We start from the raw sequence: 25,737 nt of genomic DNA on the forward strand, positions 1-25,737 counted from the left end.
CTAGAGCCTGGCTTCTTGCTTCTGTACCTTCTCCTGCGCTCTTTAAACGATCGTGAGAGTGGGCTGAGAGCATCCTGAGAATCTCGGTTAGGGCCACGTTCACCCGTTTTGGGCACCGGAAGCACTAACCTGCTACCCCGTGACCACGGAATCGGCCCTGCGGGAGTACGTCGAGCAGTACCTCCCCGAGGACGACGTGCACCTGGCCGCACGAGCTCGCGGCCAGGAACTGGGCTGCGTGCCCATCGGCGCGGGCGGAGGCGCCGCCCTGCGGTTCCTCGCGACCGCACTCCAGGCCCGCGCGGTGGTCGAGATCGGCACCGGAGCGGGCACCAGCGGCCTCTACCTCCTGGCGGGCATGCCCTCCTCCGGCATCCTGACCTCGATCGACGTGGCCTCCGAACACCAGCGCGCGGCCCGTGAGGCCTACGCGTCGGCGGGCATCTCGCCGTCGCGCACCCGCCTGATCATGGGCAAGGCGCTGGACGTCCTGCCGAGGCTGACCGACGCGGCCTACGACCTCGTGTTCGTGGACGCCTACAAGCCCGAGTACCCGCAGTACCTGCAGCACGGCGTCCGCATGCTGCGGCCGGGCGGCGTCATCGCGTTCGACAACGTGCTGTGGCACGGCGCGGTCGTCGACCCGTCGCAGCGGGACGAGTCGACCCAGGCGATGCGGGACATCGCGCGCCTGGTGAAGGAGGACGACCGGCTCGTGCCGGTCATCCTGCCGCTGGGCGACGGCCTGCTGGTCGCCGCCCGCCGCCCCTAGTAGGCCCGCACGCCCTTGCCGAGGACCGTGACACCGCTCGCGGACACCGTGTAGCGCTCACGGTCCATCGGCGCGTCCACGCCGATCAACGCACCGTCCGGCACCACGACGTTCTTGTCCAAAATGGCCCGCCGGACCACGGCACCCTTGCCGATCCGCACGCCGGGCAGCAGCACCGACCCCTGCACGACCGACCCGACCTCGACGGTCACGTCGGACGAGATCACCGAGCCGTGGATCTTGCCGGAGATGATCGAGCCGGGCCCGACCATCGAGTCCTCAGCGGACCCTCCGGCGATGAACTTGGCCGGCGGCAGCGGCGGCGTGGCCGTCCGAATAGGCCAGAGCTGGTTGTAGAGGTTGAAGATCGGATGGACCGAGACGAGGTCCATGTGCGCGTCGTAGTACGCGTCGATCGTTCCCACGTCACGCCAGTAGCCGCGGTCCCGGTCGGTCGCGCCCGGCACCTCGTTGTCCTGGAAGTCGTAGACGTGCGCCTTCCCGCGGTCCACCAGCATGGGGATGATGTCGCCACCCATGTCGTGGTCCGAGTCGGGGTTCAGCGCGTCTCCGCGCAGGGCGTCGAGCAACGCCTCCGTCGTGAAGACGTAGTTGCCCATCGAAGCGAAAGTCACATCGGGGTCGTCCGGCACGTGCGGCGGCTCGGAGGGCTTCTCCAGGAACCGGGTGATCTTGCCGGAGGCGTCGGAGTCGATGCAGCCGAACGCCTTGGCCTCGGTGCGCGGCACCCGGATGCCGGCCACGGTCACGGCCGCGCCCGACTCGACGTGCTGCGAGATCATCTGGCCAGGGTCCATCCGGTACACGTGGTCCGCGCCGAAGATGACCACGTGGTCCGGCTTCTCGTCGTGGACCAGGTTCAACGACTGGAAGATCGCGTCGGCCGAGCCCGTGTACCAGCGCGGGCCCAGGCGTTGCTGCGCCGGGACCGGGGTCACGTACTGACCGAGCACATTGGACAGGCGCCACGTCGTCGAGATGTGGCGGTCCAGTGAGTGCGACTTGTACTGCGTCAGCACGCAGAGCTTCGCGAGCCCCGCGTTGACCAGGTTCGACAGCACGAAGTCGACCAGCCGGTAGTTGCCCCCGAAGGGCACAGCCGGTTTCGCGCGGTCGGCCGTCAGTGGCCACAGGCGCTTGCCTTCACCACCGGCAAGCACAATTCCGAGAACGTGCGGCTGCCCCTTCACAGCATGTGACCCTATCCGTGCGATCGTTCTCGAACCAGACGCAAAGTGGCCAGTCCCAACAAGTACGCCCGTGATCTACGGTGAGGGCGTGCGAGTTGCGCTGTTGACACGGGAGTATCCGCCGGAGGTCTACGGCGGGGCTGGTGTGCACGTGGGATTCCTCGTGCCCCATCTTCGCGAGCTCGTGGACGTCGACGTGCACTGCTTCGGTGCGCCGAGATCGGACGCCACGGCCCACACCCCACCGCACAGCCTGGAGCAGGCGAACGCGGCCCTCACGACCCTCGCCGTCGATCTTGAGATGGCCGCCGCGATCTCCGCGGCGACCCTCGTGCACTCGCACACCTGGTACGCCAACATGGGCGGTCACCTGGGCAAACTCCTGCACGGCATCCCGCACGTGGTGACCGCGCACTCGCTGGAACCGCGCCGGCCGTGGAAGGCAGAGCAGCTCGGCGGCGGCTACCGGATCTCGTCCTGGGCGGAGCGCACGGCCTACGAACACGCCGACGCGGTCATCGCCGTGAGCGACGGCATGAGGGCCGACGTGCTCGACGCCTACCCCGCGCTCGACCCCGCCAAGGTGCACGTCGTGCGCAACGGAATCGACAGCAACGCGTACCACCCCGTTCGGGAAACAGACGCGCTGACGTCTCGTGGAATCGATCCCACCAAGCCGATCGTGGCCTTCGTGGGAAGGATCACCCGGCAAAAAGGTTTGAGCCACCTCGTGGCCGCCGCGCACGAGATCGACCCCGAGGCGCAGATCGTGCTGTGCGCCGGGGCACCGGACACGCCGGAGATCGCGGAGGAGATCCGCACGGCCGTGAGCGAGCTTGCGGAGAAGCGCGCGGGCGTGTTCTGGATCCAGAAGATGCTCCAGCCCGCCGAGGTGCGGCAGATCCTCAGCCACGCGACGGTGTTCGTGTGCCCGTCGGTCTACGAGCCGCTCGGCATCGTGAACCTGGAGGCGATGGCCTGCGGCACGGCGGTCGTCGCGAGCGACGTCGGCGGCATCCCCGAGGTCGTCGTGCACGGCGAGACGGGCCTGCTCGTCCACTACGACGAGCATGATTTGTCGACATATCGACACGAGCTCGCCCAGGCCGTGAACGAACTGATCACACACCCCGACCGCGCGCAGCGTTTCGGAGCCGCCGGACGCACGCGTGCTGAACAGGACTTCTCGTGGTCGACGATGGCCGCGCAGACGGTCGAGGTCTATCGCAGTGTGATTTGAGACACACTCACTCAGGGCAACCCTGACGAGTGAGGGCCGCCTTTAACCAGTAGTGACGTTTCGGTTCCAACTGGTGAGGGGCGCGAGGATTGTGCGTGGTGCGGTGCTGGGGCTGACGGTCCTGTTCGCAGTGACCGGATGTGCCACTTCAGCACCCGCGTCGCAGCCGAAGAACGTCCAGGTCACGATCGACGGCAAGAAGCTTGCCGACGCCTCTGACCTGCAGTCGAACGCCGAGGCGCAGCTCGCCTACACGCTGGCCTACGGCTACGTGGCACGGGCGGGCGCCGCCGCGGTCAGCTGCTGGTTCGCGAAGACGGGCGTCGAGTCCGAGGTCGACAAGCGGCTGTGGTGCGGGCCCGTCCAGGTCCCCGGCACCGGCGCCGGCACCGACTGGGTGCCCGTGCCGCTCAAGGAAGTCACCAAGACGGATGACGAGGTCCGTTACGAGGTGCAGTCGCCGCAGGTGCCCGAGAAGGGCAACCGCAGCACCCCGAGCGGCACGCTCGTGCGCACCGACGGCAAGGAGTTCGACCCGTCGAAGCAGCAGGACATGACCGCCGGACGCGACTTCCTGGCCGTGCTGCCCGACGACGGCAAGCGCAACAACGTCGACCTGGGCCTCGGCGACGCCGACGTCAAGCTCCGTGACGACCTGCTCGGCGTCGCCGTGACGGGCTGGGCCAACCCGGACATCTGGTACACGTCCGAGGGCACTGTGCGCGCCGAGTCCGGGTCGAAGCTGCGCGTCATCCGGATGAAGGTCGAGAAGTTCAACGAGACCGACAGCGGCTTCACCCGCACCAACTGGCAGGGGTTCGCCCCGCAGCCGTCGGAACTCTCGCTGGAGGTGCCGGGCAAGCGGCAGACCCTCCCTGCCGACCGGCTGCCCGCCACCGGCTCGGTGTTCGTCGTGTTCACCGTGCCGGATCCGCAGGAGGGCGCCGAGTCGCTCGTGCTGAGCACGCTCGGTGCGAAGTCGCTGGAACAGCGGGTCGAGGTCCAGACGGGCAAGCGCTCCGACACCCCGCCGCCGGTGCTGCAGCGTGCCGCCGCGCCCGGCCAGTTCCAGGAGCACACGCAGAAGATCCGCTTCGGCGACCGCGAGCTCGGCATGAAGGTCACCGGCGTCCGCCTCGGCCGGCAGCGCCCGATCAAGCTCGGCGAGAGCCAGTACGACGTGGCCACGATCTCGGCGCCGGACAAGGCGCTGCTGGAGGTGCGGGTCGAGGCCCAGGGCAACCTCCCCGACACGGCGGGCGGCCTGCTCACCAAGGACCTGATCACCGTGACGCTGCCGGACGGCTCGACCGCCCGGCAGGTCGGCGCCCGCTACGACGGCGGCCCGCTGCCGTTCGCGGTCGTCGTGGAGATCCCGGCGGACACCCGCTCGGTGTCGGTCGGCATGGTCGAGGGCACCCCGGAGCTGCCGCGCCTCGGCAAGACCACCATCGCGCCGGTCGACTCGCGCGTCACCCTCGCCCTGGAGTTCTGAGCGAGCATCGCGGCGAGCGCGAGCCAGCCGAGGATCACCAGCACGAGCCCGCTCCAGCCCCACTCCTCGTACGAGGTGGCGCCGGACGTCCCGCCGATGCTGCTGCCCAGGTAGAAGCCGGCGAGGTAGAGCCCGGACGCCTGGCCGCGGGCGTGCGAGGGAGCCCGCGCGGCGACCCAGCCGCTCGCCGTGGTGTGCGAGGCGAAGAACCCGGCCGTGACGATCGCGAGGCCGAGCGGCACCCACACCAGACTCGCGAGAGCACCCAACGCCAGCACGCCGATGCACAGCAGCAGCACGCGCCCACGGCCGTAGCGGTCCGCGAGCCTGCCCGCGACGGCCGCCGCCGTGCTGCCGAAGCCGTAGAAGAGGAACACCAGCGTCTCCAGCCACGCCGGACCGCTGAGCTGGAAACCCGCCACGTTGTAGAACGAGATGAACGCGCCCACGAGCAGCACGGCCACCACGTACAGCGAGAGCAGCACCGGGTCCCGCAACGCCGCCCGCATGCCGCTGGGCGCCCGCTTCGGCCGGTGCTGCTGCTTCGGCAGCAGGAACACCACGACCAGGGCCGCGACCAGTCCGAACGCCCCGGCGAGCAGCACCGAGTGCCGCCAGCCGAGCCAGTCGGTGGTCATGCCCGTGACGAGCCGCCCGGTCATGCCGCCGAGGCTGTTGCCCGCGATCATCGCGCCCACCGCGGCGCCGAGGCTCTTCTTCTCCAGCTCGTCCGCGAGGTACGCCATCGACGCGGCGGGCACGCCGGCCGCCGCGATGCCCTGCAGCACGCGCAGCGCGAGGAACATCTCGTAGTTGGGCGCGAACGGCAGCAGCAGCCCGAGCACCGCGGCCACCAGCACGCTGACCACGATCACCGGCCGCCGCCCGAGCCGTTCGGACAGCATCGCGATCGGCACGACCACCACGGCCAGCGCCAGCGTCGCCGCCGAGAGCGCGAGCGAGGCGCCGCTCGGTCCCAGCCCGTACTCCGCCGCGATCTGCGGCATGACCGGCTGCGGGGTGTAGAGCAACGCGAAGCACGCGAACCCCGAAGCGGCGATGGACGCGGTCAACCTGTTCACGGCTTCGACGCTAAGCCATACGTCCAATACGGAAATGCGTGAGAATCAATCCATGAACGAATCGGACCTGGCCCCGAAGCTGGCGATGCTGAAAGCGCTTGCCGCCGACGAGCACGTGACGCGCGTCGCAGAACGCCTCGGGCTCCCCCAGCCGACCGTCAGCCGCTGGATCGCCGAGCTCGGCGAGCAGCTCGGCGCCCCCTTGCTGATGAAGACGGGCCGCCGGGTCCGGCTCACCCGCGCGGGCCGATTGCTGGCCGAGGCCGCCACCCGATCGCTGGCCGCGCTGGAGCCGGGCCTGCGCGAGGTGGAGGAGGAGCTCGACCCCGAGAAGGGCCACGTCGCACTGGGCTTCCTGCACATGCTCGGCCGCGCGATCGTGCCGGAGCTCGTGCGCAGCTACCGCGCCGAACACCCGCACGTGCGGTTCAGCCTGGTGCAGAACGCGCGCCACGCCGTGGTCGAGAAGCTGCTGAGCGGCGAGATCGACCTCGCGCTGGTCGCGCCGCCACCGGCCGGGCCGGAGTTCGAGTCGGTGGTGGTGTTCGAGCAACCGCTGATCGTCGTGGTGCCGGCCGGGCACCGGCTGGAGTCGCGCAGAGCCGTGCGGATCGAGGACCTCGCGGACGAGGACCTGATCACGCTGGAGCACGGCTACGGCCTGCGGCAGATCACCGACGACATGTGCGCCGACGCCGGGATCACGCCCCGGTACGTCTTCGAGTGCCAGGAGATCGAGACGGTGCGTGGGCTGGTGGCGGCGGGACTCGGCGTGGCGTTGCTGACCCACGCCGAGTTCGTGCCGCCACCGGGCCTGCGCGAACTACCGCTGACGCCGCGGACGGGCCGGATCTTCGGGTTGGCCTGGCTGAAGGCCAACCCGCTGCCGCCCGCGGTCAGGACCTTCCGGGATCACGCCCTGAAGACCCACGGCGTCGAGCACTGACTGGAGTCGAGCGCTGAACGGACCGTTGACACCGCGTTCCGGTCTCACCTGCTCCAGGTCTGCGACCGCGACCACGTCCGCAGGTACGACTCGGCCCCGCCGAGCATGTCCTGCACCAGCTGGTCGCCGCCGAGCTGCCGCACCTTCTCCACCCAGTCCGGCAGCAACCCGATGTGCGCGCCGCCGTCCACGTTGATGTCCCACACCCGCTCGCCGGTCCGCTGCCGGTCCACCAGCGGCCCGTCCGGGTAGCTGCGGAACGGGTACGTCACGCCGGTCTGCGGTGCCGGGTGCGACCCGACGCCGTTGTAGTCGGAGCCGAACCCGATGCCCACGTCGTACTTGCGCCGCAACGGTTCCGCGGCGGCGGCCTGGGACACGTACCCCTCGGGCGAGTTCTCGTACCCGGCCACGAACCCGCCGAGCTGGTAGACCTGCTCGGTCCACTGGGCGTCCATCCAGCTGTGGCTGGAGACGATGCCGGGGTACTTGGCCTGAGCGGCGAGCTCCAGCGTCCGACCGGCGGCCTTCACGCTCATGTGGTCGACCTCGATCATCATGTGCCGCTTCATCATCGCCTGCACCGCGTACTCGCCGAGCGACGTCAGCCCGCGCACGTTGCAGCGCTTGGCCGGGTCGTAGGCCGGCGCGACGGCGGAGGCCGGGATCAGCGCGTTCGGGCCGACCGTGCCGATCGGGTTGTCCTGCTGCGGGCCCTTGCAGACCTCGGTCTGCCACCACTGGCCGGTGCGCAGGAACTGGCCCGCGTTGATCACGCCGCCCTGCGTGCCCGAGTCGAACCGGACGCCGCACAGCGCGTTGTCGAACTTGTGGCACAGGAACGCGCTGCGCACACCGAGCGCGTACATCTCATCGAGGCCGCGGTCGATGTCCGACTTGCTGCACAGCGGGAAGTCGAGGAACGTCCGGCAGCCGAAGATCTCGGACGTCTCGATGCCGAGCACCACGGCGAGCTTGCCCTGGGTGATCACGTCCCGGGCCTGCTCGGCGGACGTGACGATGCGGAACCAGCCCTTGCCCGCGCCGCCGAACATCTTGTCGATGAACGTCTGCATCTCGTAGGTGCGCTGCGCCTGCAGCCGGACCGACTGCATCTCGTCGCAGGGCTTGTCCTTGAACGGGTGGATCACGCACAGCGTGGCGTTGCTCGTCAGGTCCTGGACCAGCACGCGCTGCCCGCCGCGCCACGCCCGCTCCAGCCAGGCGTAGTAGTTCTGCTGGTGCGATACGGTCGTCGAGGACGGCCAGTCCTTGAACGTCGGCCAGCCCACCGGGTCGTGGCCGTCGAAGTCACCGGTCACGATCGCCTCGAAGATCGCGCCGAGGCCCGCCGGGTGGTGCTCCGAGCAGTCCTTCAGCGCGTCCGCGATGCCCTGCTCGGAGAACGGCTTGCCGCAGATCAGCTTGCCGCCGAAGCCCTCGTTGGTCATGAGGTGGTTGTGCGCGTCGACGAACCCGCGCACCCTGCCCTGCCCGTCGACGCCCTTGAACGGCTCGCCGGTCACGTTGATCTGCGAGTCCGGTGCCGGACGGGCCACCGGTTCCCACCACGGCGTCGCGGCCGAGGCAGGGGATAACGACGCTATGACCAACGAGATGGCGACAGCCAGGCGGAGTAACACAGGGCGCTCCTCTACGGCGTTGTGAAGGAGCTCACATCATGCCGTGGAACGTCGCCGTCTCGTATGGCCCGTTCGTAGGTTAACGCGAATATTTTTCAGCCAACTGGACGAGCGTCCGCGCGCCGAAGCCCGTCGCACCCGCGACGACCTCGTCGTAGACCTTCTCCGACCGCGCCGGGCCGGCGATGTCGAGGTGCGCCCACGGCACGTCGCCCGCGAACTTCTGCAGGAACAACGCCGCCGTGATGCCACCGGGGCCGGGCGGGCACTGCTTGTAGTCCGCGATCTCGCTGGCGACGGCACCGGCGTGCTCCTCCAGCAACGGCATCCGCCACCACTTCTCGCCGACGCCCGCGCCCGCCTCCACGACCTCGGCCGCGAGCTCGTCGGACGCGCTGAACACCGCGCCGGTGCGCAGGCCGAGCGACACCTTCATGGCGCCGGTCAGCGTCGCCACGTCCACGACCAGGTCGGGCTTGAGGTTCTTCACCGCGTACGCCATCGCGTCGGCCAGCACCATGCGGCCCTCGGCGTCGGTGTTCTGCACCTCGGTCGTCTTGCCGCCGTAGTGCCGCACGACGTCGCCGGGCCGGTAGGAGGCCCCGCCGACGTGGTTCTCGGCGCACGGCACGAGCCCGGTGACCCGGACCGGCAGCTGCCGGCGGGCCACGGCCAGCAGGGCGGAGATCACCGCGCCACCGCCCGCCATGTCGGTGCGCATGAGGTGCATGCCGTCCGCCGGCTTCACCGAGATGCCGCCGGTGTCGAACGTGATGCCCTTGCCGACGAACACCAGGTGGGGCCCGGTCGTGCCGTAGGTCAGCTCGATGAACCGCGGCGGGCGGGACGAGCCGCCACCGACCGCGAGCACGCCGCCGAAGCCCTGCTGCGCCAGCCACTTCTCGTCCCGCACGGTCGCGGTCAGGCCGTCGACCTTGTCCGCGAGCTTCGCGGCCGTGGTGGCGAGCCAGCGCGGGTCCTTGACGTTGGACGGCGTGTTGGCGAGGTCACGGGCGAGCGAGGTGGCGGTGGCGAGCGCGTGGGCCTTCAGCGCGGCCGACGTCAGCACCTCCTCGAAGCCGGTGTCGCCGGTGACGAGCCGCAGCGAGCCGACCCGCTTCGGGGCCTCCTCGGCGGTGACCTTGAACCGGTACCCGCCGAGCGCCGCGCCGAGCACGAACGCGCGCACCTTGTCGGCGTCGAAGTCCGGGGTCAGCAGCACGTCGGCGCTCTTGGGCGCGTCCTCGCCGCTCAGGGCGCGCACGAGCGACGCACCGGCCGCGCGGTAGTCCGCGACCGAGCCGGTGCCGACGCCGAGCGTCCAGGCCTCGTCGTGGCGGACCGTCTCGCCCGCCTTGCCGGTGAGGTCGGAGACGTCGATGCCGTCGCCGCCCGGTCCCAGCGCCGGTCCGGTGGCCGCGAGCACGACCTGCGGAACGGCGCGGCGCGAGGTGGTGGCCACCTCGACGTCCACGAGCTTGGTTGGCACTGACGGCACCGTCGACGCCACGACTGGACCTCCCCTAACGCATTAACGACCGTTCATTCTCTCCCAGCGCCGTCCGGGCCTGCCTCCGCCCTGTCAGAACGCTGCAAGAACGAAGCGATGCCCCGGTCTCCACTGTGGAAACCGGGGCTCGACAGCTCCTCGCCGGGGTGCCTCAGCCGGCGGCGGCCTTCAGCGCGTCGCCCAAGGCGCTTGCCTCGTCTGCCGACATCTCGACGACAAGGCGCCCACCACCCTCAAGCGGCACGCGCATGACGATGCCGCGCCCCTCCTTGGTGACCTCAAGGGGACCGTCGCCGGTCCGGGGCTTCATGGCCGCCATCGCGTGCTCCCTCCGTCAACATCTTCCCCGTCCGGCCAGGCCGGATCTGCTCCATTCTCCCCTATCGCGACTCAGGGGCGAAACCGAACCGATCTTTTGGCGAGTCCGGGTGACGGTTCTCGATCTTGACTTGTGCCTGATCAACACCTGTATCCACGACGCCCCAACACTATCCGCACCGAAGGTCATGTCGGGCGGTTCCACGGGGTGAAGGTCACGAAGCGGCGACGGCGGCCGTGATCCCCGCGACCCGGCACGACCTCCTGTGCGGCGTGACAGACTGGGCCGGGTGCGAGCCCGTTCCGCGCTCTTCGACGTCTACGGCGGCCACCTCCGCGAACGCGGTGGCGCCGCCACCATCGCCGCGCTCGTCCGGTTGCTGGAGCCCCTCGGTTTCGCCGCGCCGGCCGTCCGCACCGCCGTCTCGCGCACCGTCCGGCAGGGCTGGTTGCAGCCCACGCGGCTCCCTGACGGGCCCGGATACGCGATGACACCTCGCGGGGAACGACGTCTGGACGAGGCCGCCGCCCGCATCTACCGCACCGGGCCGTCCACCTGGGACGGTCGCTGGCACGTCGTGGTGCTGGAGGAGCTGCCGGGCCGCGACTCGCGCGACCACCTGGCGTCCGAACTGCAGCTGCTCGGCTACGGCGCCCTCGGTCCTGTGACGTGGATCGCGCCCCGCCCGTCCCCCGAGCTGACCGACGTCTTGGATGCCGAACAGGTCGCGGCACGAACTTTTCACGGTTCACACGACGGTGGCGACGCCGGCCTCGCGGCGAAGGCCTGGGACCTCGCCGAACTGGGCCGCGACTACGCCGGTTTCGTCGCGCACTGGCACGAGGTGGTGTCCGTTGTGGACGAAACGGACGACGCGGCCGCCTTCGCCGCCTCGCAGCAGCTCCTGCACGCGTGGCGGAAGTTCCTGTTCCGCGATCCCGGTCTTCCTGCTGAACTGTTGCCACCGGACTGGCCGGGGCACGCGGCAGCGTCGTTCTTCGACGAACAGACCCTGCGGCTCGCACCGGGCACGAGTCGGTTCGTCGACGAGTGCCTGCGGCCGGTGCGCAACGTTTCCACAGCTTGATGGAGGTCCAGTGTCCGAGCTCCTCGTCGACGACGCCGATGGTGTGCGCACGCTCACGTTCAACCGCCCCGAGTCGTACAACGCCTTCACGACGTCACTGAAGGAGTCGTTCCTCGCGGCGCTCCAGGACGCGGCGGCGGACTCGTCGGTGCGCGCGATCGTGATCACAGGCGCGGGCAAGGCGTTCTGCGCGGGCCAGGACCTCAAGGAGCACATCGGCCTGCTCCAGGCAGGCGATCCTGCCCCGTTGAACACGGTCGAGAAGCACTACAACCCGATCGTGCGCGAGCTGATCGCCATGCCGAAGCCGGTGATCGCCGCCGTCAACGGCAGCGCGGCGGGCGCGGGCGCGTCGTTCGCCTACGCGGCGGACCTGCGCATCGCGGGCCAGTCGGCGAAGTTCCTGATGGCGTTCGCCAACGTGGGCCTGACGGCGGACAGCGGCGCCTCGTACACGTTGCCCCGCCTGATCGGGTACGGCCGCGCCATGGAGATGATGCTGCTCGCCCAGCCCGTCGGAGCCGAGGAGGCGTTGCGGGTCGGCATGGTCAACCAGGTCGTGCCGGACGAGGAACTGCTGTCGACCGCGCACCTGCTGGCCGCGAAGCTCGCCAAGGGGCCGACGACGGCGTACGCGAAGATCAAGGAAGCGCTGGCGGCGGCCGCGGACGGCACGCTGGAGGACGCCCTGGAGGCCGAACGCCGCACCCAGGCCGAGTGCGGCGCGACGGACGACCACCGCGAGGCGGTGGACGCGTTCGTGAACAAGAGGGCGCCGAAGTTCAGCGGGAAGTAGCGGCCTTCCTGGCCCGGAAGCACGTCGAGATGTGGTCGTCGACCATGCCGGTCGCCTGCATCAGCGCGTAGCACGTGGTGGGGCCGAGGAACTTGAAGCCGCGCTTCTTCAGTTCCTTGGCCATCGCCTTGGACTCGTCGGTGATAGCCGGCACGTCCGCGAACGACTTCGGCCGCTTGTGCTTCTTCGGCGCGAACGACCACAGCAGCGCGTCCAGGTCGACGCCCTCCGAGACGATCACCCGGGCGTTGTGGATGGTGGCGTCGATCTTCATCCGGTTGCGGACGATGCCCGCGTCGGCCATCAGCCGTTCCACGTCGGCCGGGCCGAACTTCGCCACCAGCATCGGGTCGAAGTCGCCGAAGGCCGCGCGGAACGCCGGGCGCTTGCGCAGGATCGTGATCCACGACAGGCCGGATTGGAACGCCTCCAACGACATCCGCTCGTAGAGCTCCGGGGTGCCGTGGAGTTCCACGCCCCACTCGGTGTCGTGGTAGTCGGCGTAGTCCGGGGTCGAGTCGCCCCACGGGCAGCGGACGATCACCGGTACTCCTCGGCGAAACGGGCGAAGCGCCGCAACGAGCGCTGGAGCATCAGCACGAAGAGCGGCTTCACCAACGGGTAGAAGAACGGCACGTCGAGGCGTTCGCTCCACACGAAACGGCTGCCGCGCACGGCGAACACGCCCGTGCCGCGCACCACGCGACCGAGGTGCAGGACCTCCACGGCGTGCGGCGGGTCCCAGCGGGTGATCCGCATGCGGTCGCTGACGCCGAACGTGCGCGCGTCGATCTCGCTGCCGACCGACCGCCCGTCACCGGCGACGACGGACACGGTCGTGCCGAAGATCCACTCCGACTGGCGTTCCCAGTCCGACATGGCGCGGAAGATCGTGTCAGGCGGCGCGGCGACCTCGACGGTCAGCTCAAGCTCGGTGGTGCTCACTGCTCTCCAGCTCCTCGACGCGCGCCCGCAGGGTCTCGACCTCGGCCGAGAGCCGTTGCAACGCCCAGTCGACCTCGCTCATCTTGTAGCCGCGGAACACCTGCTGGAACTTCAGGCCGCGCACGTCCTCCGCGGTGATGTCCTCGGCCGGCAGCCGCGTGGGCGACGCTCCGGGCGGCAGCGGCGCGAGCTCCTCGCCGCGCCCGAACACCAACGCCGCGAGCAGGAACACCACTGCCGCGACGGCGATCATCACGATCAGGTAGATCAGGGCGTTGGTCACGCGACGATCGTGGCACAGCTCAGGCTGCGGCGAGCGAGCAGACCGAGACGAACGATCACGATCCAGGTGATCAGGCTCGCGATCAGCATCGGCAGCGACGACACCAGCCGCGACGCGTCGAAGTGCGCGGTCGCCAGAATGATCGAGACGTTGCCGAGCAGCACGGCCCCGACGGCGGCCAGAGCGACGCCCGCACCGATCTTGGCCAGCAGTTTCGTGTCGAACCGGCGGGCCAGCACCCGGCCGAGGATCAACGCCACCAACGCCACACCGGACGCGATGCCGCTCGTCAGGTCGTTGGCCTTGGCGACGAACAGGTACCAGGGCGGCGGCATCGTGCCGAAGTCCTGCCACGGCCCGATGAGCAGCATCCGGCCGTACTCCCACGTCATGTGCATCAACGGCAGCACGATCGCGAGCCACACGAGCGTGCGCGTGCCGTAGGCGACGGCGAGCTCGGCCTGGTACTCGTTGGCGATCTCGCGGACCGGCCCGAACTCCTCGACCGCGCGCTGCTGCGCCTCGGTCTCGCTCAGCCCGTCGTCCAGGTGCGCCTCGGTCGCGTCGACGAGGCTGTCCCGCGTCTCCGTGAGCAGGTCGCGGACCTGCTTCTTCGAGCCCTGCAACCGCGATCCGAGATCGGCGACGTACCGCTCGATCACGTCCGCGTCCATCACGTCTGCGCCCACTTGCCGTCACCCCCCAGCACCCCGTCGATGACCGTCGTGAACTCGCGCCACGCGCTGCGCTCGGCGTTCAGGGCCCGCTGCCCCGCCTGCGTGAGCTTGTACGTGCGGCGCTTGCGCCCGCCGACGGTGCTCCAGTCGCTGACCACGTGACCGGCCCGTTCGAGGCGCCGCAACGCCGGGTAGACCGTGCCGGTCGGGAGGTCGAGCGCTCCCCCGCTGCCCTGCTGCAACGCCTCGATGATCGCGTAACCGTGCAGCTCCCGGCCGTCGAGCGTGGCCAGCAGCAACGCGTCGAGATGACCGCGGAGCGCGTCGGGCTTCATGAGTAGGCACTCTACTGATGCGGACCCTCGGAATCGCCCCTGAAATCCACGTTCAGGGTCAGCCCTGAGATCCCCCTGAGATCGGTCCGAACGCCTTAATAAGTAGCCGCGCTACACATAGCGTCTCTACCCATGAGCGCAGTAGACCTCGCCCGGCTCCAGTTCGCGTTGACGACGTCGTTCCACTTCCTGTTCGTGCTGCTCACGCTGGGTCTCGTGACGCTGCTCGTGATCATGCAGACCCGGTTCACGATCACCGGCGCGCCCGTCCACGAGCGGATGACGCGGTTCTGGGGCCGCATCTACGTGATCAACTACGCGCTCGGGATCGTCACCGGCATCGTGATGGAGTTCCAGTTCGGGCTGAACTGGTCGGGCCTCGCGACCTACGCCGGCGACGTGTTCGGGGCGCCGCTCGCGCTGGAGACGCTGATCGCGTTCTTCCTGGAGTCGACGTTCCTCGGCTTGTGGATCTTCGGCTGGGGCAAGCTCAACCGCTGGGTGCACCTGGCGCTGCTGTACGCCACCGCCCTGACCGCGTTCGCGTCGGCGTTCTGGATCATGGCGGCGAACGGCTTCCTGCAACACCCGGTCGGCTACCGGATCGACGGCGACGTGCTGCGGCTGGACGACTTCGGCGCGCTGCTCACCAACCCGACGTTCACCTCCGCGCTGACGCACGTGGTCTTCGCGGCGATCACCGTCGGCGGCGTGTTCATGACCGGCGTCTCGGCGTACCACTTCATCAAGCGGACGCCGGAGGTCGACTTCTTCCGCCGCTCACTGCGGATGGGCGTGTGGACGACGGCGCTCGCGACACCCTCGCTGATCGGCGCCGGCTTCGCGCAGTTCCCGGTGATCGCCCAGTACCAGCCGGGCAAGACCGAGGCGACGCCGTGGGTCGGCGCGCCGCTCGGGTTCATGATCATGATCGGGATGACGCTGACGACCGTCAGCTGGTTCACGCTGCCGCTGCTGATCCGCGACGCCGTGATCCGGATGCGCTTTCCGTTGTACCTCATGGTGATCGGCGTGCCACTGCCGTTCGCGGCGGCCATCTTCGGGTGGATGTTCCGGGAGGTCGGGCGGCAGCCGTGGCTGATCTACGGGCTGTTGCGCACCGAGGACGCTGTGTCGCATGTGGACGCTTCGCAGATCCTGTTGTCGCTCATCGTGTTCACGTCCCTGTTCGTGGTGCTGGCGTGCGTCGACTGGGCGTTGATCGCGCGTGCGGTCCGTCGCGGTCCGGACGTGGCGCCCGCCCCTGTCTCTCCGTTGGTGGTGACGCTCTGATGGAAGCTCTCTGGTTGACCGTGCTCGGTGTGCTCGCGGTCGGGTACTTCGCGCTGGCCGGGTTCGACTACGGCTCGGGGTTGCTGCTGCCGTTCCGCGGTCGTGAGGTCGTGCTGCGGCAGATGAACCCGTTCTTCCTGGGCAACGAGGTGTGGCTGGTCGCGGCGATCGGCGTGCTGTTCGCGGCGTTCCCCCGGCTCGAAGGCGAGCTGCTGTCCGGCGCGCACAGCACGTTCACGCTGGTCCTGGCCGGGTTGGTGCTGTTCATGGCGGCCGTGCAGCTGCGGTTGTGGTGGTGGCTGGTGTTCAGCGGTGCGCTGATGGTGTCGGTGGGGTGGGGGCTGTTCCTGGCCCACCTGCTGCACGCGCCGTGGCCCGTCGCGTTCGTCATGCCGGTGTTGTTCGCGGTGCACGGCTGGGTGTTCCAGACCCGGCGGTGGAAGGTCTTCCCGCTCACGGCCGCCCTGTGCGCGTTGCCGATCCCGCTTGCGTTCTCCTCGATCGACGTCACGGGGCTCATGGCGCACTCCGACACGCTCGGCCTGCTCGCCTGGGTCGCTGTCCCGATCATTCCGCTGGTGGTGGTGCTGCAGTGGTCGACCGTCGCCATCTCCTCGCGCTGATCCCCGTCCCGTTCCTGGTGCTGGCGCAGGCGGAACTCCTGGCGTCGGTGCTGAGCGGCGGAACGGGACTGTCCCTGCTGTGCCTCGTGATCGCGGCGCGCGTGCTCGTCTGGTGGGTGCATCGCGAGTGGGCGCACCGGGCCGCCGAACGCACCCGAACCCGCCTCCGTGCAGCCTTCCTGCGCACGCCCGGCGCCAAGGCGGGCGAGGTCGCCACGCTGGTCACGAGGGGCGTGCATGACGTGACGCCGTACGTCGTGGGCTATCTGCCGCAACAGGTTCTGGCCGTCGTGGTGCCGCTCGCGGTCGTGATCAGGCTGGGGTTCGCGGACCTCACGGCGGCGCTGACCATCCTCGCGACGCTGCCGTTGATCCCGATCTTCGGCGCCCTGGTCGGCGCGCACACCCGCGAGCGCACGGCCCGGCAGTGGGACGCCCTGGCCACACTCGGCGGCCACTTCCTCGATGTGGTCAGGGGAATCGGCACGCTGCGGGCGTTCGGACGGGCCGAGGCGCAGTCCGCGACGGTCCGCGACCTCGCCGCCCAGCATCGGACCGAGACGATGTCGGCGCTGCGGGTCGCGTTCCTGTCGGCGTTCGTGCTGGAGGTCGTGGCGACGATGTCGGTGGCGCTGGTCGCCGTGCCGGTCGGCCTCAGGCTGCTCGACGGCGGGGTGCCGTTGCAGACCGCGCTCCTCGTGCTCTTCCTCGCCCCGGAAGCGTTTCTGCCGCTCCGGGCGGCGGGAGCGCAGTACCACGCCAGCGCGCAAGGCCGTGAGGTGCTCGCGAAAGTCCCTGCCCACAAGGAGAAGACCGGCCAGGCGCCGCCGGACCTCGCGCACGCCGAGATCGTGTTCGACAACGTGTCGGTGCGCAGTCTGAAGAACTTCTCGCTCACCATCCGCCCTGGCGACCGGATCGCGCTGGTCGGTCCGAGCGGCGCGGGCAAGAGCACGATTCTGGGGCTGCTGCTAGGTTTCGTGCGGCCCGACGACGGACGGGTGCTCGTCGGCGGCGTCGACCTGAACGACCTCGACCACCGCCAGTGGCTGGAGGCGCTCTCCTGGGTGCCGCAACGCCCCACGCTCGTCCCGGCGAACCTCTCGTCCGGCGAGCAGCAACGGGTCGCGCTCGCCACCGCCCTCGACCGTCGCGAAGCCGGTCTGTTCCTGCTCGACGAACCCACCGCGCACCTCGACGCGGACACGGAATCCCTGGTGCTCCAGGCAACCCGTGAGTTCACGAAAGGCCGCACGGCCGTGATCGTCGCGCATCGCCCGGCACTGCTGAACGAGGTCGACAGGGTGGTCCACGTATGAAGCTCGCGATCCTCGTCGGCACGCTCGCCGAACTCGCCGGTGTCGGCCTCACCGCCACCGCGACCTGGCTGATCATGCGCGCCGCCGAACACCCGCCGATGCAGGCGCTGACCGTGGCGATCGTCGCGGTCCGCACGCTCGCCCTCGCCAAGGGCGCCCTGCGCTACCTCGAACGCCTGACCAGCCACAAAGCCGTGCTCAGCGAGGCCGTCGAACTGCGCGGGAAGGTCTACGACGACCTCGCGCACCGCGCGCACGTCCCGTCCGGCACCGCGCTGACCCGCATCGTCACGAACGTCGACCAGCACCTCGACACGAGGCTCCGCGCCACCCTGCCGTGGATCACCGCGGTCCTGGTCGGCGCCGTCGTGACGGTCGCGGCGGGCTTCTCGCTCCCCCTGCTCGCGGGCCTGCTGATCAACCTCGCCCTGCTGCCGTGGCTCGCCATCAGGAACCCGCGCGACCTGACCCCGTTGCGCGCCAGGTTGACCGACCAGACCACCGAACTCGTCCACAGCAAGGAAGAACTGATCGCCTACGGCCTGTTCGACGCAAAACTCGCCGCTGCGACCAAAACCGCGAAAGCACTGTCACGCGGAGAACGCACCAGGGACCTGACCCCGCTGGCCATCGCCGTCCAGTTCGCCACCGCGATCGCGATGCTCGCCCAGCACGAACCGGCGTGGCTGATCATGGCCGCCGTCGCCACGTTCGAGATCACCATCCCGCTCGCCGCGCTCACCAGACCCAAGCCGGAACCCACCGACGAACCCAGGCCGGCGACCACCCACGACGTCCCCGACCTGCGCGGACGGACCGCGATCGTCGGACCGATCGGTGCCGGCAAGACCACGCTGCTCAACGCGATCGCGCACGACCTGGAACCCAGCAGGGGCGCGCTGGCCGACGCGCACGTCTTCCACACCACGGTCCGCACCAACGTCCTGCTGGCCAAACCCGATGCCACGCAAGAGGAACTGGACCGGGCCGCGCAGATCACCGAACTGGACCTCGACTGGGACCAGGTCGTCGGCGAACGCGGCGAGGAGATCTCCGGCGGCCAGCGCCAGCGCCTGATCCTCACCAGGTCGGTCCTGGCCCGCCCCGACATCCTCCTGATGGACGAACCCACCGAAGGCTTGGACCCGCTCCAAGCAGACCGGGTCCTCGCGAAGATCCTCGCCGACCACGACGGCCCGGCCCTGGTCGTCACCCACCGGACCGAGCAGCTAGCCCTTTTCGAGCACGTGCATCATCGGCGGCCGATCGGCGACGAGCACGTCCGTCGAGTCGGGTAGCCACTCGCCGCCGACCTGCACGAACTGCGTCAACGGGCCGGACTCGGCCGCCACCCCGCACCGGGCCAGCGCCGTCCCCATGATCTGCGACGACATCGCGCCGAGCTGCAGCAACGACCGGTTCCGGTGCTTGCGCACACCCAGGTTGACCTGCGCCAACGCCGCCAGCCCGTGCACCCGGTGCACGTCCAACAGCAGCCCGATCTCCACGCCGTATCCGGCCGCGAACGGCACGGACTCCAGAAAGGACCGGGTGGCCGCGTACTCGCCGCCCAGCGGTTGCACCACCCCGGACAGCTCCGGCCGCAACGTGTTCAGCAACGGCCGCGCCACCAGTTCCGTGACGCGCCCGCCGCCGGAGCTCTCCAGCCGCAACGGCCGCCGGTAGAACCCCTTCACCAGGTGCACGTCCGAGTCCAGCAGCAACGGCCCGAGCAACGCCGTCACGAACGCGGTCTCCGGGTCCACCAGGTCCGAGTCCAGGAAGACGATCAGGTCCCCGGTGGTGGCCGCCAGCGACCGCCACAGCACCTCGCCCTTGCCGGGCACCGGCGGCAGCCACGGCACGACGTCCTCGCGCAGCACCACCCGCGCCCCGGCCTCGGCGGCCACGGCCACCGTCCGGTCCGTGGACCCGGAGTCCATCACCACGAGCTCGTCGACGAGCGTCCCGAGCAGGGGCCTGACCACGGCGACGACGGCACCGACGGTCTCCTCCTCGTTCAGCGCGGGCAGCACCACGGACACCGTCCGCCCGCGCTTCAACGCCACGAGCTCGTCGACGGTCCAGGACGGCTGCTGCCAGGTGTGCGTGGCGAACCAGGCTTCGACTGCGGGCAGCATCAGGCCAGCGCTCGCATCGCACGGGCCGGCGGACGGGTCCCGACCACACTCGCGACCATCTCCACAACCTTCCTCGCCTGCCGTACGTCAGACGCACGAACGGCCCGTGCGCCGGATATCGCAGCCACTGTGGCAGCCGCCAGGGTGAAGTCCTCGTCCCCTGGAGGGATCGTCACGACATCCAGCGTTTCGGTGAGCGACGGCAGCTCCAGCTCGCCGTCGAACTCGACGACATCGGCGCCGTCGGCGGCCACCTGAGACAACGCGTCCGCGCTGGTCAGATGCGCAACGACCAGGACCCGGTCTTTCGGCAGCTCAGTGACGCGGAATCGGTTCACGCCACCCAGCGTAAACACCGGCACCGACAGTGACCTGGCTCACAGGGTCTTGCTACCCACGAGTAGCAGCCTGGTTTACTCCGCAGTAACAACCCTGTGTGATCTACGTCATGGTCAAGGAGGACCAGCGTGCGACGATCACTTGTTTTGGTCCTGGTACTCCTCACAACCCTGCTCGGTGCTCCGGTCGCCGCAACGGCCGCTCCCGGACACCAGATCTCGTACCGCTCGATCCCCGGCGTCGGTGGCACCACCCTGAAGGCCCTCGTCGTCGAGCCGACCGGTCAGGGCAACGGCCCGTTCCCGTTGCTCGTCATGCCGTCCAGCTGGGCGGTCCCCAACATCGAGTACGTGGGCGCGGCCGCGAAGCTCGCCAAGCAGTCCGGCTACGTCGTCGTGAGCTACACCAGCCGAGGCTTCTGGGACTCGGGCGGCACGATCGACGTGGCAGGCCCCGAGACCGTCGGTGACGTCAGCAAAGTCATCGACTGGGCCATCGCCAACGCGCACGCCGACGGCACCAAGGTCGGCGCGGCCGGGATCTCGTACGGCGCGGGCCAGTCCCTGCTGGCCGCGGCGAACGACAAGCGCATCAAGGCCGCCGCCGCGCTCAGCACGTGGACGGACCTGGCGCGGTCCCTCTACCCGAACAACACCGTGAACAAGCAGGCCGTCGAGGTCCTGCTGGCCGCGGGCAAGGCCACCGGACGTCCCGGTCCCGTCCTGCAGGAAGCCGAGGACGCGTACCGCGACGGCAGGTTCTGGGAGGTCGTCCCGATCTCCGCCGAACGCTCGGCCGCGTCCAAGGTCGCGCAGATCAACGCCAACGGCACCGCCGTGCTGCTCGGCAACGCCTGGAACGACGGCATCTTCGCCCCGGGCCAGATCACCGACTTCTACGGCAAGCTCACCGGCCCGAAGCGGCTCATGCTCTCGCCGGGCGACCACGCCACCGCCGAACTGTTCGGCGCGGCCGGCCTGCCCAACGAGATCTGGGAGTCCGTCGGCCGCTGGTTCGACAAGTACGTCAAGGGTGTCGCGAACGGCATCGACACCGAAGCGCCCGTCCAGCTCAAGCCCAACAACGGCGGCACCTGGAAGACGTTCCCCGCCTGGCCGAACGCCAACGCGGAGACCCTCCAGCTCGACGCCAAGCGGATCACCGCGGGCTGGGGCACGGTCGCCGACAGCGGCACCATCCTGCTCTCCGGTGCCCTGCAAGGGTTCCTGAACATCCCGACGGGCGTCTCCCTGCCGTTCGTGGACAGGAACGTCGCCGGCGTCTGGAACGGCCCGTACTACTCCCGCAACACCACCCTGGCGGGCACACCTCGCCTCAACCTGACGGTCACCCCGAGCGCCGAGACCACGACCCTCTTCGCGTACCTCTACGAAGTGGGCCCGCTCGGCCTGGGCGCTCTGATCACGCACAAGCCGATCAAGGTCACCGGCGCGGGCCGCACCCAGACCCTCGCCGTGGACCTGGAACCGACCGTCTGGAACGTCGACGCGGGCAACCGGGTCGCACTGGTGATCGACACGGTCGACCCGCGTTATCTGACGGAATCAACTCGCGGCTCAACCGTCACCTTCGGACCGTCGAGCCTCACCATCCCGAAGGCGTAAGAATGTCCGGGTGGACCTCACCCGGCAACAGGTGCTCCTCCACCGGATCCATCAGCACGAACTGGACCGGCGGACCAGCGACGCGACCGAGCTGGCGGTGTTCTCCCTGGGCGTCCAGGACAACACCGCCGGCGCGGCCGTGCTGAGCCTCGCCGCCAGGCTGAAAGCACCTTCGACAGAGGACTTCACCCACACCTGGTCCGTCCGCGGCGCCCCGCACCTGCACCGCGCGGGTGAGCTGAAAGCGTTCTCCCGGGCCCTCTGGCCGTGGAGCGACGCCGACGCGAGGGCCCGTGCCGCCCGCCCGAAGGTCGACGACATGCTCGCCGCCCTCCGCCACATCGCCACCGCGATGCGCTCCATCGTCACCAAGCCGATGACCAAGGGCGACCTGAGCAAGGCCCTCACCCCGTTGGCCCCGCAGCAGACCGTCGAACCGTGCCGAGGCTGCGGCACCGACCACGTGAGCGACCCGATCTTCCGCCTCGGCGCCCTCCCCGCGGGCCTGCGCATCATCCCCGAGGAGAAGACCGTCACGTTCGAACGGATCCACGGCTGGCCGGGCGTCCCCCGCATCACGGCAGGATTCGACGAACTGATCCACCGCTACCTGACCCTGCACGGCCCGGCGGGACCGTCCGAAGTGGCCAGTTACTTCGGCACCACGGTCCGCGAGCTGAAGAAGCGCTGGCCCAAGGAGGGCCTCGTCGAGGTCACCGTCGACGGCGTGGCCGCCTGGCTGCCGGAGGACGTCGAGATCGTCGACGCCGAACCACCGGACGTCCGCCTGCTCCCGCCCACGGACCCGTACCTGCAGGCCCGCGACCGAGACCTGCTCCTCCCGGACAAGGCGGCGCAGAAGGACATCTTCCGCATCCTCGGCCGCCGGGGCGCCATCCTGGTGGACGGCGAGATCGCGGGCTCCTGGCAGGGCAAGGTCGTCTCGGGCAAGCGCTACGAGGTCACCGCGACCCCGTACCGCCCGCTCCCCGACCTCCTGCCGGAGACCGAACTCCTGGCCCAGGCCAAGGGCCTAGACGACGCAAGCGTCAAGAGCAACTGACACGTCGTCCGTGACGACCAGCGAGCTCAACGCCGCGTGCGACACGAACCCCTTGTCCCGCAACTCCGTCAACCACTCCACCAACCCCTTGTAGTGGTTGTCGACGTCCAGCAACACGACCGGCTTCCCGTGCATGCCGAGCACCCCGGCCGTCCACACCTCGAAGAACTCCTCGGCGGTACCGATGCCACCGGGCAAGGTCAGGAACGCGTCCGCCTTGTCGTCCATCATCTTCTTGCGCTCGCGCATCGTCTCGACGACGTGCAGCTCGGTCGACTCGCGGTCCGCGATCTCGCGAGTGGCCAGCCCCTTGGGGATCACGCCGTAGGTGTGCGAGCCACCGGCACGGGCCTCTCGGGCGACCGCGCCCATCATCGAGGTCTGTCCGCCACCCCACACGAGGTGCCAGCCACGCGCCGCGATCTGACGCCCGACCTCGGCGGCCAGCTCCACATAACTCTGGGGAACGGTGGCGAGGCTTCCGCAATAAACAGCTACGTACATCAGTCTGAAGTCCACTCCTGACGGGGAAGGCCGCACACTATCGCCCCTGCCCCCGCCGCAGCCACGCAAATCGCGGCTGCGGCAGGCTCACGACCGGCGCCCGCGACTGCCGTCAGTGCGCGTCGGCCCAAGCCTTGTGCGCGTCCTTGACCACCCGGACCGCGTCATCGATGTCGTCGGTCAGGTGCAGCAGGGCGAGGTCCTTCTCCCCGACCTTCCCGCCCTCCAGCACCGAGTTCTGGATCCAGTCGTACAGCCCCTGCCAGTACGAGGTCCCGAACAACACCACCGGGAACTTCGTGACCTTCTTGGTCTGCACCAACGTCAAGGCCTCGAACAGCTCGTCCAGCGTCCCGAACCCACCGGGCAGGCAGATGAACGCCTGCGAGTACTTGATGAACATGGTCTTGCGCACGAAGAAGTACCGGAAGTTGACCCCGAGGTCGACCCACGGGTTCAGCCCCTGTTCGAAGGGCAACTCGATCCCGAGCCCGACGGAGAACCCACCGGCCTCGGAACACCCGCGGTTCACAGCCTCCATGGCACCGGGCCCGCCACCGGTGATGGCCGCGAACCCGGCCTCGGCCAGCGCCGCCCCGAGGTCACGCCCGATCTGGTACTCCGGGTGGTCACGGCCCGTGCGAGCCGACCCGAACACGGTCACCGCCGACGGCACCTCGGCGAGCGCGCCGAAGCCCTCCACGAACTCGGCCTGGATCCGCAGCACCCGCCACGGGTCCGTGTGCACCCAGTCGGAGGGGCCGCGCGAGTCCAGCAGGCGCTGATCGGTGGTGGTGAGCTCGTCCTTGCGGTCGCGCCGCAGCACGACCGGGCCACGCTGCTTCTCGGTGGGGCGCTCGTCCACGACGCCGTTCTTCTCTTCGTTCATCACTGAGATGCTAGTGATCAGTCCAGCAGAAATCGCTTAAGCACGTCGAAACACCCGGTGATCTGCTGGACCGGCACGTGCTCCTCCTGGGTGTGCGCGAGCGTCGGGTCGCCGGGGCCGAAGTTCACGGCCGGCATCCCCAGGGCGGCGAACCGCGCCACGTCCGTCCAGCCCAGCTTGGCCACCGGGTCACCACCGGCGGCGGACACCAGCTCAGCGGCGGCCGGCGACTCCAGCCCCGGCAACGCGCCGCCGGCGAAGTCCGTGACCACGACGTCGAAGCCCTCGAACACCTCGCGGAGGTGCGCCTCCGCCTCCTCCACCGAACGATCCGGTGCGAAGCGGTGGTTCACGGTCAGCACGGCGGAGTCCGGCACGACGTTCCCGGCGACGCCACCGGCGATCTTCACCGCCTGCAGGCCCTCGTGGTACTGGCAGCCGTCGATCAGGGGCTGCCGCGGCACGTACGACTCCAGCCGCCGCAACGCCTCGCCCAGGCCGTGGATGGCGTTGGAGCCCATCCACGCCCGAGCGGTGTGGGCGCGCTTGCCGGACGTCGTGATCTCGATCCGCACCGTGCCCTGGCAGCCGGCCTCGACGACGCCGTTCGAGGGCTCGCACACGATCGCGAGGTCGCCGAGCAGCCACTCGGGCAGGTCGCGCTGGATGCGGGTGAGGCCGTTGCGCTCCGCCTCGATCTCCTCGCAGTCGTAGAAGACGAAGGTGAGGTCGTAAGCAGCGGTGGCGCTCAAAGCCGCGAGCGCGAGCATGACCGCGTCGCCGCCCTTCATGTCCACGGTGCCGCAGCCGTGCAGGACGTCGCCCTCGCGGCGGCTGGGGAAGTTCTGGTTGATCGGCACGGTGTCGAGGTGCCCGGCGAGCACGACCCGGCGGCCGCGGCCCAGCGACGTCCGCGCCAGCACGGCGTTACCCGACCGGGTGATCTCCAGGTGGGGCGCGTGCACGTGCAGCGAGCGTTCGACGAGGTCCGCGATCTCCGCCTCCTCCCCGGACACGCTGCGCACATCCACGAGCGCGGTCGTCAGGTCGATCGGGTCGGCGAGGAGATCAAGGGTGTCGGACACGCGGTTCACCCTACTCAGCGCGCTTGGGCGCTAGGCCGTTCAGCCGATACCGTACGCCGCGTGATCAAGCGCACACTCCTGGTCATCTCCCTGCTCCTCACCACCACCGCGTGCGGTGAAGCACCCGCCGCGTGCGACCGGCAGTGCGGCGAGATCCGGCAGCTGTTCACCGCGCCGTGCGGCTCGCAGCACAGCTTCACGCCCGCAGACTGCGCCGGATGGGTCGGCGACGTCAGCTCGATGACCCGCAGGCTCGACAGGTCGTTGCAGGGCAAGCACGTCCAGGAGGACGTCAGCGAGGTGCTGCCCCGGCTGATGACCGCGGTCGGCGACTTCGAGGCGCACCGGTGCGGCGAGGTGCGCGTCGACAACGTCTCCAGCACCGACGCCCGCCAGTCCAAGTGCAACGAGGCCCTGATCGCCACCCGCGGCGACCTGGGTTCGCTCTACTTCAGCGCGGACGTCCCCGACTGACACCGGCACCGCTGCCGTCCGCAGCGAAAGGGGGAACGTCT

The 25,737-nt window shown here is 69.5% G+C and carries 27 protein-coding genes; 12 read left to right on the plus strand and 15 right to left on the minus strand.

Translation table 11 applies throughout. The annotated features are described in order from the left end of the window. Positions 1 to 139: 139 nt before the first annotated feature. Positions 140 to 772: an O-methyltransferase gene (locus tag ACFWNN_RS14005; protein WP_382440276.1), complete on the plus strand. Its 633-nt coding sequence runs from the start codon at positions 140 to 142 to the stop codon at positions 770 to 772. Here ACFWNN_RS14005 and glgC read toward each other — a convergent pair. Then, complete coding sequence (gene glgC, locus ACFWNN_RS14010) at positions 769 to 1,983, minus strand: glucose-1-phosphate adenylyltransferase (RefSeq protein WP_382440277.1); 1,215 nt, start codon at positions 1,981 to 1,983, stop codon at positions 769 to 771. The genes ACFWNN_RS14005 and glgC overlap by 4 nt on opposite strands. A gap of 88 nt (positions 1,984 to 2,071) precedes the next feature. On the opposite strand from glgC, the gene glgA reads away from it, so the two are divergent. Beyond that, positions 2,072 to 3,223 carry a glycogen synthase gene (gene glgA / locus ACFWNN_RS14015; protein WP_382440278.1) on the plus strand — a complete coding sequence of 384 codons (1,152 nt, stop codon included), beginning with the start codon at positions 2,072 to 2,074 and terminating at the stop codon, positions 3,221 to 3,223. Positions 3,224 to 4,555: 1,332 nt separating this feature from the next. Here the strand turns inward: glgA and ACFWNN_RS14020 are convergent. After that, positions 4,556 to 5,800, minus strand: a complete 1,245-nt coding sequence (locus tag ACFWNN_RS14020; protein WP_382440279.1) for an MFS transporter — start codon at positions 5,798 to 5,800, stop codon at positions 4,556 to 4,558. Positions 5,801 to 5,852: 52 nt separating this feature from the next. Between ACFWNN_RS14020 and ACFWNN_RS14025 the strand changes: the two genes are divergently transcribed. After that, a complete protein-coding gene (locus tag ACFWNN_RS14025) occupies positions 5,853 to 6,746 on the plus strand; it encodes a LysR family transcriptional regulator (protein WP_382440280.1) in 894 nt (297 codons plus the stop codon). A gap of 44 nt (positions 6,747 to 6,790) precedes the next feature. Here ACFWNN_RS14025 and ACFWNN_RS14030 read toward each other — a convergent pair whose 3' ends face one another. From ACFWNN_RS14030 to ACFWNN_RS14040, 3 genes are all read right to left on the minus strand, one after another. Next, the gene (locus ACFWNN_RS14030; protein WP_382440281.1) at positions 6,791 to 8,305 is read right to left on the minus strand and encodes a hypothetical protein; all 1,515 of its coding nucleotides are present in this window, start codon (positions 8,303 to 8,305) and stop codon (positions 6,791 to 6,793) included. 163 nt (positions 8,306 to 8,468) lie between these two features. Then, entirely contained in the window at positions 8,469 to 9,878 is a 1,410-nt protein-coding gene (locus ACFWNN_RS14035; protein ID WP_382440282.1) for a leucyl aminopeptidase family protein, read from the minus strand. Between the two features lie 172 nt (positions 9,879 to 10,050). Then, positions 10,051 to 10,218 carry a DUF3117 domain-containing protein gene (locus ACFWNN_RS14040; RefSeq protein WP_065914675.1) on the minus strand — a complete coding sequence of 56 codons (168 nt, stop codon included), beginning with the start codon at positions 10,216 to 10,218 and terminating at the stop codon, positions 10,051 to 10,053. Between the two features lie 289 nt (positions 10,219 to 10,507). On the opposite strand from ACFWNN_RS14040, the gene ACFWNN_RS14045 reads away from it, so the two are divergent. Together ACFWNN_RS14045 and ACFWNN_RS14050 are read left to right on the plus strand one after the other, a co-directional pair. Further along, positions 10,508 to 11,305, plus strand: a complete 798-nt coding sequence (locus ACFWNN_RS14045; protein ID WP_382440283.1) for a PaaX family transcriptional regulator C-terminal domain-containing protein — start codon at positions 10,508 to 10,510, stop codon at positions 11,303 to 11,305. Between the two features lie 10 nt (positions 11,306 to 11,315). Beyond that, positions 11,316 to 12,101 (plus strand): enoyl-CoA hydratase-related protein, encoded by a 786-nt coding sequence (locus tag ACFWNN_RS14050; RefSeq protein ID WP_382440284.1) that lies wholly within the window; start codon positions 11,316 to 11,318, stop codon positions 12,099 to 12,101. Here ACFWNN_RS14050 and ACFWNN_RS14055 read toward each other — a convergent pair. The 5 genes from ACFWNN_RS14055 to ACFWNN_RS14075 are packed head-to-tail and all read right to left on the minus strand — an operon-like array spanning position 12,088 to position 14,341. Further along, complete coding sequence (locus ACFWNN_RS14055) at positions 12,088 to 12,642, minus strand: DNA-3-methyladenine glycosylase I (protein ID WP_382440403.1); 555 nt, start codon at positions 12,640 to 12,642, stop codon at positions 12,088 to 12,090. The genes ACFWNN_RS14050 and ACFWNN_RS14055 overlap by 14 nt on opposite strands. Next, positions 12,642 to 13,046, minus strand: coding sequence for an SRPBCC family protein (locus tag ACFWNN_RS14060; RefSeq protein WP_382440285.1), 405 nt, complete (start codon positions 13,044 to 13,046; stop codon positions 12,642 to 12,644). Before ACFWNN_RS14060 ends, ACFWNN_RS14055 begins: the two co-directional genes overlap by 1 nt. Beyond that, on the minus strand, positions 13,027 to 13,329 hold the full coding sequence (locus ACFWNN_RS14065) for a DivIVA domain-containing protein (protein ID WP_382440286.1): 303 nt from the start codon (positions 13,327 to 13,329) through the stop codon (positions 13,027 to 13,029). Before ACFWNN_RS14065 ends, ACFWNN_RS14060 begins: the two co-directional genes overlap by 20 nt. Then, complete coding sequence (locus ACFWNN_RS14070; protein ID WP_382440287.1) at positions 13,326 to 14,018, minus strand: permease prefix domain 1-containing protein; 693 nt, start codon at positions 14,016 to 14,018, stop codon at positions 13,326 to 13,328. The genes ACFWNN_RS14065 and ACFWNN_RS14070 overlap by 4 nt, the downstream gene beginning before the upstream one ends. Then, entirely contained in the window at positions 14,003 to 14,341 is a 339-nt protein-coding gene (locus tag ACFWNN_RS14075; protein ID WP_382440288.1) for a PadR family transcriptional regulator, read from the minus strand. The genes ACFWNN_RS14070 and ACFWNN_RS14075 overlap by 16 nt, the downstream gene beginning before the upstream one ends. A 132-nt stretch (positions 14,342 to 14,473) precedes the next feature. On the opposite strand from ACFWNN_RS14075, the gene ACFWNN_RS14080 reads away from it, so the two are divergent. Genes ACFWNN_RS14080 through ACFWNN_RS14095 form a run of 4 tightly spaced genes read left to right on the plus strand, consistent with a single transcriptional unit; the run spans position 14,474 to position 18,874 of the window. Continuing rightward, on the plus strand, positions 14,474 to 15,634 hold the full coding sequence (locus ACFWNN_RS14080; protein WP_382440289.1) for a cytochrome ubiquinol oxidase subunit I: 1,161 nt from the start codon (positions 14,474 to 14,476) through the stop codon (positions 15,632 to 15,634). Next, positions 15,634 to 16,257 (plus strand): cytochrome d ubiquinol oxidase subunit II, encoded by a 624-nt coding sequence (locus ACFWNN_RS14085; protein WP_382440290.1) that lies wholly within the window; start codon positions 15,634 to 15,636, stop codon positions 16,255 to 16,257. The genes ACFWNN_RS14080 and ACFWNN_RS14085 overlap by 1 nt, the downstream gene beginning before the upstream one ends. Further along, positions 16,227 to 17,576, plus strand: coding sequence for an ABC transporter ATP-binding protein/permease (locus ACFWNN_RS14090; protein ID WP_382440291.1), 1,350 nt, complete (start codon positions 16,227 to 16,229; stop codon positions 17,574 to 17,576). The genes ACFWNN_RS14085 and ACFWNN_RS14090 overlap by 31 nt, the downstream gene beginning before the upstream one ends. After that, on the plus strand, positions 17,573 to 18,874 hold the full coding sequence (locus ACFWNN_RS14095; RefSeq protein WP_382440292.1) for an ATP-binding cassette domain-containing protein: 1,302 nt from the start codon (positions 17,573 to 17,575) through the stop codon (positions 18,872 to 18,874). The genes ACFWNN_RS14090 and ACFWNN_RS14095 overlap by 4 nt, the downstream gene beginning before the upstream one ends. Here the strand turns inward: ACFWNN_RS14095 and ACFWNN_RS14100 are convergent. Next, on the minus strand, positions 18,806 to 19,717 hold the full coding sequence (locus tag ACFWNN_RS14100) for a glucosyl-3-phosphoglycerate synthase (RefSeq protein WP_382440293.1): 912 nt from the start codon (positions 19,715 to 19,717) through the stop codon (positions 18,806 to 18,808). The two genes, ACFWNN_RS14095 and ACFWNN_RS14100, sit on opposite strands and share 69 nt — an antisense overlap. Next, positions 19,717 to 20,055, minus strand: a complete 339-nt coding sequence (locus ACFWNN_RS14105) for a hypothetical protein (protein WP_382440294.1) — start codon at positions 20,053 to 20,055, stop codon at positions 19,717 to 19,719. Before ACFWNN_RS14105 ends, ACFWNN_RS14100 begins: the two co-directional genes overlap by 1 nt. Positions 20,056 to 20,184: 129 nt before the next feature. Here ACFWNN_RS14105 and ACFWNN_RS14110 point away from each other — a divergent pair, with 129 nt between their 5' ends. Both ACFWNN_RS14110 and ACFWNN_RS14115 read left to right on the plus strand, forming a co-directional pair. Further along, on the plus strand, positions 20,185 to 21,681 hold the full coding sequence (locus ACFWNN_RS14110) for a CocE/NonD family hydrolase (protein WP_382440295.1): 1,497 nt from the start codon (positions 20,185 to 20,187) through the stop codon (positions 21,679 to 21,681). A gap of 10 nt (positions 21,682 to 21,691) precedes the next feature. Further along, a complete protein-coding gene (locus ACFWNN_RS14115; RefSeq protein ID WP_382440296.1) occupies positions 21,692 to 22,744 on the plus strand; it encodes a winged helix DNA-binding domain-containing protein in 1,053 nt (350 codons plus the stop codon). On the opposite strand, the gene ACFWNN_RS14120 is transcribed toward ACFWNN_RS14115, so the two are convergent. The 3 genes from ACFWNN_RS14120 to dapE form a co-directional block, all read right to left on the minus strand. After that, complete coding sequence (locus tag ACFWNN_RS14120; RefSeq protein WP_382440297.1) at positions 22,715 to 23,248, minus strand: TIGR00730 family Rossman fold protein; 534 nt, start codon at positions 23,246 to 23,248, stop codon at positions 22,715 to 22,717. The genes ACFWNN_RS14115 and ACFWNN_RS14120 overlap by 30 nt on opposite strands. A 112-nt stretch (positions 23,249 to 23,360) precedes the next feature. Then, entirely contained in the window at positions 23,361 to 24,137 is a 777-nt protein-coding gene (locus tag ACFWNN_RS14125; protein WP_382440298.1) for a TIGR00730 family Rossman fold protein, read from the minus strand. 17 nt (positions 24,138 to 24,154) lie between these two features. Beyond that, entirely contained in the window at positions 24,155 to 25,222 is a 1,068-nt protein-coding gene (dapE, locus tag ACFWNN_RS14130; protein WP_382440299.1) for a succinyl-diaminopimelate desuccinylase, read from the minus strand. Between the two features lie 60 nt (positions 25,223 to 25,282). Here dapE and ACFWNN_RS14135 point away from each other — a divergent pair, with 60 nt between their 5' ends. Next, positions 25,283 to 25,696: a hypothetical protein gene (locus ACFWNN_RS14135; RefSeq protein ID WP_382440300.1), complete on the plus strand. Its 414-nt coding sequence runs from the start codon at positions 25,283 to 25,285 to the stop codon at positions 25,694 to 25,696. The last annotated feature ends 41 nt before the right edge of the window (positions 25,697 to 25,737 follow it).

Origin of the sequence: Lentzea sp. NPDC058450 (genome assembly GCF_042721395.1) — a bacterium.
In the GTDB taxonomy this organism is placed as follows: domain Bacteria; phylum Actinomycetota; class Actinomycetes; order Mycobacteriales; family Pseudonocardiaceae; genus Lentzea.